The sequence below is a fragment of the Ruegeria sp. AF7 genome (genome assembly GCF_056541885.1).
The window spans coordinates 430,310-443,094 of the sequence record NZ_JBQFYX010000001.1 but is presented as its reverse complement, the minus strand read 5'-3'; the positions used below and the strand labels follow the sequence as shown (position 1 = coordinate 443,094).

Annotated in this window: 11 protein-coding genes and 3 tRNA genes; 5 read left to right on the top strand and 9 right to left on the bottom strand. The window is 57.1% G+C overall.

All coding sequences use genetic code 11. The annotated features are described in order from the left end of the window. Positions 1-411 (bottom strand): SufE family protein, encoded by a 411-nt coding sequence (locus ACR0AP_RS02235; protein ID WP_267367543.1) that lies wholly within the window; start codon positions 409-411, stop codon positions 1-3. A 138-nt stretch (positions 412-549) separates the two neighbouring features. On the opposite strand from ACR0AP_RS02235, the gene ACR0AP_RS02230 reads away from it, so the two are divergent. Continuing rightward, on the top strand, positions 550-1,080 hold the full coding sequence (locus ACR0AP_RS02230) for a hypothetical protein (protein ID WP_480480758.1): 531 nt from the start codon (positions 550-552) through the stop codon (positions 1,078-1,080). A 6-nt stretch (positions 1,081-1,086) separates the two neighbouring features. Here the strand turns inward: ACR0AP_RS02230 and rnd are convergent, their stop codons facing one another. The 3 genes from rnd to purM form a co-directional block, all read right to left on the bottom strand. Then, the gene (gene rnd, locus ACR0AP_RS02225) at positions 1,087-2,244 is read right to left on the bottom strand and encodes a ribonuclease D (RefSeq protein WP_480505033.1); all 1,158 of its coding nucleotides are present in this window, start codon (positions 2,242-2,244) and stop codon (positions 1,087-1,089) included. 114 nt (positions 2,245-2,358) lie between these two features. Continuing rightward, a complete protein-coding gene (gene purN / locus ACR0AP_RS02220) occupies positions 2,359-2,955 on the bottom strand; it encodes a phosphoribosylglycinamide formyltransferase (protein ID WP_480505031.1) in 597 nt (198 codons plus the stop codon). Then, entirely contained in the window at positions 2,952-3,998 is a 1,047-nt protein-coding gene (gene purM, locus ACR0AP_RS02215) for a phosphoribosylformylglycinamidine cyclo-ligase (RefSeq protein WP_480505029.1), read from the bottom strand. The genes purN and purM overlap by 4 nt, the downstream gene beginning before the upstream one ends. Positions 3,999-4,105: 107 nt before the next feature. Here purM and ACR0AP_RS02210 point away from each other — a divergent pair. Beyond that, positions 4,106-4,182, top strand: a tRNA-Ile gene (locus ACR0AP_RS02210). 271 nt (positions 4,183-4,453) lie between these two features. Here the strand turns inward: ACR0AP_RS02210 and ACR0AP_RS02205 are convergent. Next, positions 4,454-5,773, bottom strand: coding sequence for an ATP-binding protein (locus ACR0AP_RS02205; RefSeq protein WP_480505027.1), 1,320 nt, complete (start codon positions 5,771-5,773; stop codon positions 4,454-4,456). 44 nt (positions 5,774-5,817) lie between these two features. Here ACR0AP_RS02205 and ACR0AP_RS02200 point away from each other — a divergent pair, with 44 nt between their 5' ends. The 3 genes from ACR0AP_RS02200 to ACR0AP_RS02190 all read left to right on the top strand — a co-directional run bounded on the left by ACR0AP_RS02200 (position 5,818) and on the right by ACR0AP_RS02190 (position 7,086). Next, positions 5,818-6,732, top strand: coding sequence for an MBL fold metallo-hydrolase (locus ACR0AP_RS02200; RefSeq protein WP_480505025.1), 915 nt, complete (start codon positions 5,818-5,820; stop codon positions 6,730-6,732). Between the two features lie 76 nt (positions 6,733-6,808). Continuing rightward, a tRNA-Asn gene (locus tag ACR0AP_RS02195) sits at positions 6,809-6,883 on the top strand. Positions 6,884-7,011: 128 nt separating this feature from the next. Further along, a tRNA-Asn gene (locus ACR0AP_RS02190) sits at positions 7,012-7,086 on the top strand. 22 nt (positions 7,087-7,108) lie between these two features. Here ACR0AP_RS02190 and ACR0AP_RS02185 read toward each other — a convergent pair. The 4 genes from ACR0AP_RS02185 to zwf form a co-directional block, all read right to left on the bottom strand. Next, a complete protein-coding gene (locus ACR0AP_RS02185; RefSeq protein WP_480505023.1) occupies positions 7,109-8,728 on the bottom strand; it encodes a long-chain-fatty-acid--CoA ligase in 1,620 nt (539 codons plus the stop codon). 183 nt (positions 8,729-8,911) lie between these two features. Further along, positions 8,912-10,522: a glucose-6-phosphate isomerase gene (gene pgi, locus ACR0AP_RS02180; protein WP_480505021.1), complete on the bottom strand. Its 1,611-nt coding sequence runs from the start codon at positions 10,520-10,522 to the stop codon at positions 8,912-8,914. 4 nt (positions 10,523-10,526) lie between these two features. After that, complete coding sequence (pgl, locus tag ACR0AP_RS02175; protein ID WP_480505019.1) at positions 10,527-11,198, bottom strand: 6-phosphogluconolactonase; 672 nt, start codon at positions 11,196-11,198, stop codon at positions 10,527-10,529. Beyond that, a complete protein-coding gene (gene zwf, locus ACR0AP_RS02170) occupies positions 11,195-12,649 on the bottom strand; it encodes a glucose-6-phosphate dehydrogenase (protein ID WP_480505017.1) in 1,455 nt (484 codons plus the stop codon). Before zwf ends, pgl begins: the two co-directional genes overlap by 4 nt. Positions 12,650-12,785: the final 136 nt, after the last annotated feature.

Below are 12,785 nucleotides of genomic sequence, written 5' to 3'. Positions count from 1 at the left end.
TCAGGCGTTTTCCTGTGCGACCTGGCGGATGCGTTCGATCATGGCCCGCAATCCATTGGACCGCTGCGCTGAAAGATGGTCGTTCAAGCCCAATCGGGCCAGTTCCGCTGCCGCATCGACCTGCGGCACCTCGGACACCGGCAGCCCGTTGTATAGGGACCGAAGCACGGCGATCAGCCCGCGAACGATCAGCGCGTCACTGTCACCATCAAACTTGAACACACCTGCTTCGATCATCGGGTGCAGCCAGACCTGACTGGCGCAGCCGTGAACCTTTGTCGCCGGAACCTTCAACGCGTCATCCAAAGGCTCCATCGCCTTGCCCTGTTCGATGACATGGCGATACCGGTCTTCCCAGTCTTCGAGAAACTCGAAATCCTCGACAATGTCTTCAAAGGCAGGCGTGGCCATGGCGCAGTGATCCTTTCGTTGAAATCACAATGTGACCTATGCCGACGACCACCTGCTGTCCAGCCCCAGCTGTGGCTTTTCAACGCGAAGAATATACGCTAACCCATTGTCTGAATTCGTGTGAAAAGCAGTGGGTCTATGCAAAAGTCTCTGTTCGTTCTTATCATCGCCATGCTGACCCTGACTGCCTGCGGCAGCTGGCGCGACTCGCGGGTGAATCCGTCAAACTGGTTTGGCTCCAGCAAGTCTGTGAAGTCTGAAACACCGCCGGACCCAAATGCCGCCGATGCGTTGGTTCCCAAGGCAAGAGAGGGAAGCGGCCTGTTTTCGCGCCCAGATGCCGAAGACACCAGTGTTCCAATCGCCAAAATCGATGAGCTGCGGATCGAGCCAATACCGTCAGGCGCGATCATTTATTCCTCTGGCACCGCGCTTCGGCAGGGTGCCTATAACGCACGCTTGGTTTCGGTTAATTCAGAAGAAAACAAAGAAAAGGGAATTCTGGAATTTGTATTCCGCGTGAACTACCCCAACTCAGAGACCCCGCAAGGATCTGAACGAACAAGAATGGTGTCGGATGCCATAAATGTTTCGACTCAGGATCTTGAAGGCATTCGCCTGATCCGTGTCGTCGGGCAACAGAACACCTTGGAATCGCGGCGGCGGTAATCGCCGTTAAAGTGAGACGACCTTGACCGCCTGCCCTTTGGCCGCCAGCGCGATTTTCCCCTCGCACAGTTTCAGCGCGTCTTCACCAAAGACTTCGTAACGCCAACCTGACATCGCGGGCAATTCTCGCTCGCCCGCGGCAATCTGGTCCAACTCGGAACTTGTTGCGATCAGCTTGGCCGCAACGCCCGAACTTTCGGTTTTGGATTTCAGCAGAACCCGAAGCAAGTCGGCCAAAGCCGGGTTGACCTTCAGGTTGTCACGAGAATTGTCGATCTTCGGCAGATTTTCCTGCGGACAATTTGTGCCCTTCGTCACCGCAGCAAGAATACCTTCGGCAATCGGTCCTTTTCGCGCCTCGCGCAACAAAAGGCGCGATCCACCGAGATCGGCGATTGTCTTGGGCTTGGTCGACGCCAGTTCGATCAAGGCGTCATCCTTGAAGACCCGGTTGCGCGGCACGTTATGCTCCTGCGCATACCCTTCGCGAAACTGCGCCAACTCACGTACGACGGCCAGGAACTTAGCCGAGTTCGTTCGCGTTTTGACCCGCTTCCACGCCTCTTCGGGACGGATATCATACGTGGCAGGCTGCGTCAGTGTACGCAACTCTTCAGCCACCCAGTGGTTGCGCATCGTTTTATTGAGTTCCGCGGCAAGATATTCGTAGATCTTGCGCAGATGCGTTACATCCGCCAATGCATACGTTTTCTGGGCTTCCGTCAAAGGACGACGGGACCAATCGGTGAACCGCGACGTCTTGTCGACGCCCTGTTTGCAGATTTTCCGTACCAGCGTCTCATAGCCGACCTGCTCACCAAACCCGCAGACCATTGCGGCGACCTGTGTGTCGAACAACGGGTTGGGGAACACACCCGCCTCGACCCAGAATATCTCAAGATCCTGACGCGCGGCGTGGAACACCTTGACCACGTTCTCGTTTCGGAAAAGCTCATACAGAGGTTCGAGGGACAGGCCATCCACTAACGGATCGACCAGAACCGCGCTGTCTTCATCATCAGAGGGAACCGCCAGTTGCACGAGGCACAGTTTCGAATAATAGGTCCGCTCGCGCAGAAACTCGGTATCGACTGTGATATATGGATAGCTTGCGGCCGCCTTGCAGAAATCGGCCAGTTCTTGCGTCGTCGTCAGAGTTTTCATGCGCCGTACTAGTTTTGCTCTTGCTCTTGTGAGTGCCCGTAATTTCCCTCGCCCCCAAGCGATACCGACGACCATAGGACGATTTTCAGGCGAGTGTAAATCACCCTCGGAACCTCACGGCATGAGAACAGGTGACCTGTTGCCTTCAGCAAAGCGGCGCAGCACCGCCGGATAAAGTTCATGTTCCCGGATCAGAACTTTTGCGGCCAAAGTGTCCGGGGTATCTGCTGGTTCGATATCCACCCGCGCCTGCCCCAAAATCGGGCCATCATCCAGGGCCGCCGTCACCTCATGAACCGAACATCCATGTTCCGCATCTCCCGCTTCAATTGCGCGCGCGTGGGTATGTAACCCCTTGTATTTGGGCAGCAATGACGGATGGATGTTCAACATTCGCCCCTGAAAGCGGGTAACGAAATCCGCAGTCAGGACCCGCATGAAACCGGCCAGGCAGACAATATCCGGCCGCGCTTCTTCCAAAGGCTTCAGCAACTCAGCCTCAAAGGCTGCGCGATTGCCCTTGAATGGCCGGTGATCAACCACTGCGGTCGGAATGCCACGGTCCGCAGCTTTTTTCAGCCCGCCCGCCTGCGCATTGTTGGACAGAACCAAACAGGGCCGCGCCGGATGATCACCGGTCATGCTGTCGACAAGCGACACCATGTTGGACCCGCCCCCAGAAATCAGGATCGCGACGCGCTTGTGGTTCACAGCAGTTTGCCCGAATAGGCAACTCCGGGCGTTTCGGTGACCGTACCGATCCGCGACACCGTCTCGCCAGCCTCGGCCAGCAAGGTCGAAAGCTGATCGGCCTTATCTGGATCGCACACCATGATCAGACCGATGCCACAGTTGAAGGTCTTGAGCATCTCAGCTTCCGCGATACCGCCAATCTGCGCCATCCAGCTGAAAACAGACGGCAATTGCCAGCTGTCCAGATCAATCTGGGCCCCCAACCCTTCCGGCAATACGCGCGGCAGGTTCTCGGTCAGACCGCCACCGGTGATATGGGCCAGTGCGTGAACTCCACCTTCGCGGATCGCGGACAGGGCCGGTTTGACATAAAGGCGCGTCGGTGTAAGCAGCGCCTCGCCCAGCGAACCTACACCAAAGGGGCACGGTGCATCCCAGCCCAGACCAGACAGTTCGACGAGTTTACGTACCAGTGAATACCCGTTGGAATGCACTCCGTTCGAGGCCAGACCAAGCAGCACGTCCCCCGCCTGCACTCCGGAAGGCAGGTCAGCGCCGCGTTCCATTGCCCCGACTGAGAAGCCGGCCAGATCGAAATCGCCATCAGGGTACATGCCGGGCATCTCGGCAGTTTCGCCACCAATCAGAGCACAGCCGGATTGCGCACACCCTTCGGCAATTCCTTCAATGATCCGTGCGGCTGTATCTGTGTCCAACTTGCCTGTCGCGAAATAGTCGAGAAAAAACAGGGGCTCGGCCCCCTGACAGATCAGGTCATTGACACACATGGCCACCAGATCGATGCCAACCCCGTCCACGACGCCGGTATCGATCGCAATTCGCAGTTTTGTACCAACCCCGTCCGTGGCACCAACCAGAATGGGATCGTGATACCCGGCAGCCTTCAGATCGAACAATGCGCCGAAACCGCCCAGACCGCTCATCACGCCGGGGCGGTTGGTTCGCTTTGCTGCGGGCTTGATCCGGTCAACCAGAGCATTGCCCGCGTCAATATCCACGCCTGCATCGGCATAGGTGATTCCGTTCTTGCCCGCTGTCATGGCCAGTTCCTTTTGAATGCTTTGCGGGCGGGTTATTCGATTGTGGCGTTTGTTGCAACGGTCAGGCTTGACGCGGCTGTTCACCGTGATACGCAATGCGCCTAGGCGGGCCTGTAGCTCAATTGGTTAGAGCAGAGCGCTCATAACGCTTTGGTTGGGGGTTCGAGTCCCTCCGGGCCTACCAAATCACCGCCACGCGCCTTGAACACCCCGCACATCCCACTGGTTTTGTTTGCGTTTTTGACAACAAGCATTCATCCTGACCTGTGCAGCCAGTCCAAATGCGGTTCGAATTCAAAGTCTTTGGTCCAGCTCACCGATTTCCAGTTTCGATTTAATCGCCATGGGATGACAGGTCTTGCGGAATAACTCCGAAATCTTTTCGCGAGAAATCCAGCGCCTCGGTTCAGAATATCGTCATGTTGACGCGGCTTTGAACCGGTGAAGGTGTCAGTTTACCGGCCGATTATGATATCGGCGCACAAACCACCCAAGCGTTCACTTTTGGCCAATCGCAGAGTGCCACCATGGGCTCGCGCAACGTCCGCCACGATCGCCAACCCCAAACCCACGCCACTACCCTGATTCTGATTGCGCGCAGGGTCGAGCCGCGTAAAGGGTTTGACCGCCTCTGTGCGCTGCTCTGCGGGAATTCCAGGGCCATCATCTTCAACACGGATGCGCAATGACTTTGTGTTTAGTGACAGGCTGACCTCGGCCCGGCTGCCGTAGCGCACGGCATTGCCGATGAGGTTTTCAACGGCCCGACGAACAGCCATGGGGCGCAGCATTGCCGTTCCCTGCCCTTCGACAGCGACCAGTTCGGCTGGATGCCCGGCTCGTGTCGCGTCATCTACAATCTGTCGAACAAACTCAGCCGGATTGATTTCCTCCGGCGATCCTTCGGACGCCCCGCGTGAGAATTCGAGGAATGCATCAACCAAGGACTGCATTTCCGCAACGTCCTTTAGCAAAGGTCGTGCCTCATCCTCGGGTAACATTGCCAGTCCAAGTTTCAGGCGCGTCAGAGGCGTGCGCAGGTCATGACTGACGCCGGATAACATCAGCGTCCGTTGTTCGATCTGACGTTCGATCCGTGACCGCATATCCAAAAACGCATTCCCCGCCGCGCGTACTTCGATGGCACCGCCCGGTGAATATGGTACGCTCCGCCCTCGTCCAAACGCCTGTGCCGCATTGGCCAGCCGTGTGATGGGGCGCAACTGGTTTCGCATGTACAGAAATGAAATCGAGGTCATTATGATCGCGAAAAACAGCATCGTCACGATCAACTGATGCGGCGCCGCTGGCGACAATCTGCGCCGGTCAAAGGTCAGTTCCAGCACCCCCAGATGCGTATCCAGGTACAGACGCGCTTCGCGGCTGCTTGGCAACGCAACAGCACTCAGCTCTGGCAACCTTGCGCGAAGCTCGGCCTCGACCTGCGGCGCTATGAAGTCGTACCACCGTGGACGATCTAATTTGGGAGTTTCGTTGGGGGGCAGAAATCTGGCCTGCATTTCCAGCGCCAGAAGATCCGGGCGCACTTCGGCCAAGGCCTGGTGCTGCGTCTCGGCCCTGTCCATCATGGTGGTGATCAGCATCACTTCCCTTGAGGCTGCGCGCGTCATCTGGTCAGTGACATCTTCCAGATGCTTTTGAAGAAAGGAAACTCCTACAACCAGCAGCAACGCGATCACAGGAAGAACCAGAATCAGCGCTGCTCGGGCATAAAGGCTGCGTGGCATATATGGTTTGAGCCAGTGCGTGGACATGCGCTAAACCTAGCGGGCTGCCCGGACAAGAGAAAGAGCACAGAATGCAGGCACCAGACGAATTCAATCCACCCGCTGGTGTTGCGACAGAATTGCAACCGGGTCTTCGGCGCATTCTGGCCCCCAACCCGTCACCGATGACCTATCGCGGCACCAACACCTATCTGCTGGGCGATCGTGACATTGCCGTCATTGATCCCGGCCCCGCAAGCGAAGAGCATTTGAACGCGATCCTGAATGAACTGCGACCTGGCCAGAGAATCAGCCACATACTCGTCACGCACACACATCTGGATCACTCACCCTTGGCAGCACCCCTTGCTGCGCGAACAGGGGCTGCGATCTATGCGTTTGGTGGTCCCGAATCCGGTCGCAGCGCTGTTATGGCGACCCTTGCAGCGCGTGGATTGGCCGGAGGTGGCGAAGGCATCGACACCGCGTTTCGTCCGGATATCGAGGTTGCGGATGGTGAGGTCATCTTTGGCGATGACTGGCAGCTTGAGGTTATTCACACTCCGGGGCATCTGGGAAACCACATTGCCCTGGCATGGCAGGATACCTGTTTCACCGCCGACCATGTGATGGGATGGGCCAGTTCGCTGGTGTCGCCACCGGACGGAGACCTGACCGATTTCATGACGGCCTGCCACCGCCTGCGCGCGCGCGATTGGTCCGTTTTTCACGCGGGCCACGGTGCACCGATTACAGACCCCGCCGCGCGATTGGATTGGCTGATCCGGCACAGGCAAAACCGCGAAGCCCAGATTCTGTCCGCGCTCGAGGAAGCAGACGGATCGGCGCGGCACCTGGCCGAACGTATCTACACCGACACACCCGCGACACTGCTGTCAGCCGCGGAGCGGAATGTTTTTGCCCACCTCGTTGATCTGACGGGAAAAAAACAGGTGTCACCGCTCGGCGAACTATCTGCCACAGCGGTTTTTCGCAAAGATCTATGAAGCCGCGAAAAATTTTCAAAGTTCGCGTGCTTAACCTCTGGACGCCGGGATTCCGGGTTGCTATACGCCCCTCAGTTCCGGCGTAGCTCAGCGGTAGAGCAGTTGACTGTTAATCAATTGGTCGTAGGTTCGATCCCTACCGCCGGAGCCAAAACTTCCCAATATTCAACCTTTTGTCAGGGTCAGAAACCACATCGGTATTCTGGGGCTTTTTCGTTGAAAAAATGATGACCGCCCTCTGGACGCCGGATACTCCGGTTGCTATACGGCGCGGACCGTTCCGGCGTAGCTCAGCGGTAGAGCAGTTGACTGTTAATCAATTGGTCGTAGGTTCGATCCCTACCGCCGGAGCCAATTTACCCCGCTAGATCACATCTCACCCCGCAAGGGCATCCTTGAAATCTGCACGCAGGTTGCGTTTCAGCACCTTTCCGGTTGCGTTCAGCGGCAGCGCGTCAACAAAAACAACCTTGTCCGGAATCTGCCATTTGGCAATTTTCCCTTCGAAAAAGGCCAGAAGTTCCTTTTCGCTTGGATTCTCGCCATCAGCCCTTACTGCAACTAGCAAGGGGCGTTCGTCCCATTTCGGATGCGGAACACCGACCACGGCGGCAGTTGCCAGTTTCGGATGCGCAACAGCGATGTTTTCAAGTTCGACCGAGCTGATCCACTCCCCTCCGGACTTGATGATGTCCTTGGATCGGTCACGAATGGTCATGTAACCATCGGTGTCCAGCGTTGCGACATCGCCTGTGGCGAACCAACCGTCTTGCAACAGATCCTGATCCTGCATCAGGAAATAGCTGTCCAGTACCCAATGCCCCCGCACCATCAGATCGCCCTGCGTTTCACCGTCATGTGGCAGATCTTTGCCGTCATCATCCACGATTTTCAGTTCAACCCCAAACGGTGGCCGACCCTGACTCAGACGGATAAGGTGTTGTTCTTCAAGCGGCAGCACCAGATGTTTGGCCAATGGGTAGTTGGCCGTACCAAGCGGGCTCATCTCGCTCATTCCCCACGCATGTACCGTATCGACGTCATATTTATTCCGGAAAGTCTCCATCATCGAAGGTGGGCAAGCGGCACCTCCAATCACGGTCCGTTCGAGGCTTTTCAAACTCGTCCCGCATTTGGCTGCATGCGCCAACAGTCCCTGCCAGATTGTAGGCACCCCCATGGCCAGCGTCACGCCATAGGTGTCGATCAGATTGACCAGCGCCTCGCCATGCAAATCCGGGCCGGGTAAAACCAGTCGCGATCCGGACATGGCGCAGGCATAAGGCGAGCCCCATGCATTAACGTGGAACATAGGAACGACGGGCATCACGACATCCATCGCCGAAAAGCCGATCACGTCGCGCGTATTCGACGCGAAACTGTGCAGGACCGTCGATCTGTGGGAATAAAGAACCCCCTTGGGATGGCCGGTTGTACCCGACGTGTAACACAGCCCTGACGCGGTGTTTTCATCCAGTTCAGGCCAATCAAAGGCCGCGTCACCGGTTTCGATCAGCTCATCATAAAATTTCAGGTCGGGTATCTTTGCTGCAGCGTCATCGTTGCGGGGGCCCATCAGAACAAAATGGCGAACATCCGTCAGCGCACCGTGCAAGGCAGCAACCAGCGGGACGAAGGTTGCATCAAAGAACAACACCCGATCCTGAGCATGGTTGATAATGTAAGTCAGTTGTTCAGGAAAAAGCCTCGGATTGACCGTGTGACAGACATATCCCGCACCCGAGGTGGCATAATAGATCTCCAGATGCCGACGATTGTTCCAGGCCAGCGTCCCGACCCTGTCCTGCGGCTCCAGACCCAGCTGCGTCAGGGCCGACGCCAAACGCCGGGCGTTCACGGCTATCTCGGACCAATTGGTTTCTGTCACTGATCCATCCGTTTCGACCGAGAAAATCTCGGTCTGACCGTGGTAACGCTGTGCGTGATCAATCAGCGACGAAATCAGCAAAGGCTGTGTCATCATCTGTCCCAGCATGGACATCCTCCCGTCATGGGCGGGACCTTGCCTGGCCCCTGCCTGTTCCGTCTGGCACTGACAGGCAGGGGTGTTCCCCGTCACGTCAGTCCAGCCGTTTCCTAGAAGGAACCCTGCCAATCATTTAATTGTCTGACAATAAGAGAATGCAGCCCACACCGGTAGCGGAATACATCCCGTCGCCTAATCCCGGTGTTTCAGCGCGTAGGCGACCAATGCTGCGGTCGACCCATCCTTGCCCTCGGCGCTTTCTTCGCCATCCACGATGGGGCCAAGCGAATTGGCCAGTTCCTTGCCCAGCTCAACCCCCCACTGGTCGAAAGAGTTGATGCCCAGCAACACGCCTTCGACAAACACCCGGTGTTCATAAAGCGCAATAATCTGACCCAACACAAACGGTGTGAGTTTGGGGTAAATCAATGTTGTCGAGGGACGATTGCCGGGGAAAACCCGGTGCCGGGCCTGCCGGTCCAGTTCATCACCCAGATACCCCTGCTGCGTCATGCGTTGGCGCGCTTCTTCGAACGAACGGCCACGCATCAGGGCCTCGGACTGCGCCAGACAATTGGCCAAAAGCAGACGGTGGTGATGGGTCAGTTCTGGTTCATGCCCCTCGGCCGCAACCATGAATTCGCAGGGAATGGCATCCGTGCCCTGATGTATCAGCTGGTAAAACGCGTGTTGTCCATTGGTGCCCGGCTCACCCCAGACGACAGGTCCTGAAGGCATGGTCAAGGACGACCCATCCATCGCCACGGATTTGCCATTCGATTCCATTTCTAACTGCTGGAAATATGCGGGCAGACGCAAAAGCCGCTGGTCATAAGGCAGCACCGCACGACTGGTATGCCCCAGAACTTGTCGATGCCAGATGCCAACCAAGGCCAGCATCACAGGCATGTTTTCATCCCAGTCAGCCGAGCGGAAATGCAGATCCATCGCCTGCCCGCCGCGTAAAAACGCGTCAAATGCGTTTGAACCAACAGCAACCATGACCGGCAAGCCGACCGGCCCCCAAACCGAATAACGCCCACCGACCCAATCGGCGAAACCAAATACATGCGCCTCGGGAATACCGAAGGCCTTCGTCTTGTCCAGAGCGCTGGAAACGGCGGCGAATTGGCGCGACGGATCGCCGCCGCCTTCTGACATCCACGCGCGGGCGGTGCGCGCATTGGTCATCGTTTCGATTGTGGTAAAGGTTTTTGAGGCGACAATGACCAGCGTGCGCGTCGGGTCAAGCTGCCGCAACGTGTCCGCAATATGCGCCCCATCCACATTCGAGACGTAATGCACCCGCGGCCCATCGTGATAAGGTGCCAGCGCCAACGTGGCCATGACAGGGCCCAGGTCTGACCCGCCAATGCCGATATTGACCACATCGGTAAAGTTGCCCCCCGCCCCAGCGATAGCGCCGCCGCGCACCTCTTCCGCGAACACGCGCATCCGTTGCAGCGTATCCAGAACCTCGGGCATAACGTCCTGACCGTCCACTTCAACCGGCCCGCCATCAAGGTTGCGCAAGGCCGTGTGCAACACCGCGCGCCCTTCGGTCTCGTTGATCTTCTCGCCCGCGAACATCGCATCACGCCGAGACGCAAGACCAGCCTCTGCACACAATTGAATGAGCGCGGATCGCACCACATCATCGATCTGTGTTTTTGAATAGTCGAATACCACATCCCCGGTTGAGGCTGAAAATACTTCGGCCCGGTTTGCATCTGCCGCAAACAGGTCAAGGATACGACGGTCACTTGTCGTCTGAGCCAGTGTTCTCAAAGCATCCAGATGCATTGCCTTACTCCGCCCAGTGTACGGTCATGCCACCAAGAACTGCGGCGATCGGTGCCTCTTCCGGTGGTAGCGACATGGCTTTTTCAAGAACGGCGCGTTTTGCCTGTCCATAGATGATCAGGTGTTTCGACAGCGCCCCGTCCAGGACCGGAGCGGTCAGGGAAATTCGCGCCTCTGGCTGCGTTTCGGTCCGGGCGACGATCAACGTAGGTGCATCACTGCGCAATGCCTCGTCCAGCCCTTCCATTCCCGGAAACAATGAGGCCGTGTGCATGTCTTCGCCCATTCCTAGTACCAGCACCGACAATGGCAATACCGGCGCAATCAGCGACTCGATTTCGGGCAACGCTGCCTCAGGTTCTGAACCAGGGACATAAAGCGGAATATATTGCGCCACTGAAGCCCGGCTGGTCAGCAACCTTTCGCGGATCAAACGTTCGTTCGAGCGGTCATGATCTGCTGGCACACAGCGTTCATCCGTCGGCAACACACGCACACGATCCCATTCAAGATCAGCGGCACACAGGCTATCAAAAACAGGGCCCGGAGTTGTTCCCCCGGGAACGGCCATTGCAACGGTATCATGGTGCAGCAATGCGGCCTCTAGGTCGCCCGCCAGCACGTTGGCCACGTCGATGGCAAGCATTTCGCGATCAGCATATTCCTGAATTTTCATGGCTTTATCCCTTGCCAGTGACGTCCGTCACGTTTCATCAGAAGTTCGGCGTCGCCCGGCCCTGTGCTGCCGCTGTCATAAGGCTTTGGTACGTCCCCACGTGCCAACCATCCGGCGATAATCGGATCGGTCCAGGCCCAGGCGGCCTCAACCTCATCCCCGCGCATGAACAGGGTCTGGTTTCCGCGGATCACGTCCATCACCAGGCGTTCATACGCATCTGGCGGGTCCTGATTTTCGGGGCCCAGGGCTTCGGCAAAGCTCATGTCCAAGGGAACGTCGATCAGTCGCATCCCCCCCTGCCCGGGTTCCTTGATCGTCACCTTCAGCGTGATCCCCTCGTTCGGCTGCAACCGGATCGACAACGTATTTGCATGACGCCCCGCCTCTTCCCCGAATATCGAATGCGGCGCGTCCTTGAACATCACGTTGATCACCGACGAGCGCGCCACCAGACGCTTACCGGTGCGCAGGTAGAACGGTGTACCTGCCCAACGCCAATTGCTGATATGGGCCTTCAACGCCACATAGCTTTCGGTGGTTGATCGCGGATTGCCAACGCAGTCCCGGTATCCTGGCCCGTCTGGACCGGCCGCAAACTGCCCCCGCACGATGTGGTGCGGTTCAACCGGATCAAGCGCCCGGATCACTTTAAGCTTTTCATCCCGAACTGCGTCAGGATCAAACTTGGCCGGAGGTTCCATCGCAATCAGGCAGAGCAGCTGCATTAAGTGGTTCTGCACCATGTCCCGCATCGCACCCGCCCGCTCATAATAGTCTTCGCGCCCTGCGACACCAACAGTTTCCGCAACCGTTATCTGAATATGGTCGACATACTGGCTGTTCCACAGCGGTTCGAACAGCATATTGCCAAACCGGACCGCCATCAGATTCTGGACGGTTTCCTTGCCCAGATAATGGTCGATCCGGTAGATTTGATTTTCATCAAAATGCGCGGCCAGTGTTGCATTCAAGTCCCGTGCGCTTGCCAAATCATGTCCAAACGGCTTTTCGACCACGATACGGGTTTCTTCTGTCACCAGATCATACGCCCTAACCCGCTGGGCCAATGGCCCGAACAGGCTGGGACCGACCGAGAAATAGAAAGCGCGAACCCGGTCGGGCGAGAGTTTTTCGCCCAGTACATCCCAACCATCCGTCGTCAGGGCATCCAGCGATACATAGTCGACCCGTTGCAGGAAACGGTTCAGGGCTTGCGAATCCTGCGCCCGTTCCGAAGCGTGCCGATGCAGCGACGCAGCAACCATGTTACGAAAATCATCCGCCGAATGACCGGCACGCGCGGCTGCTATTATCCGGGCATCCTCGTGCCACTGACCCGCACAATACCGACGGTAAAGCGCAGGCAGGATTTTGCGCTGCGCCAGATCACCGGTGCCGCCGAAAATGATCAGATCAAATGGATCAACAGGGATGACACGTGAAACCATGAGTTGTCCTTACCCTGACCCTTCCGGCATGTCCAATGTTAGCGCAACCAAAGCTTAATAAATCTCGCTGTTCAAAACTCTGTCAGAACCTCTGCGCCAGACTTACCAAATCCGCGACAAAGGGCTAGATCAGTTT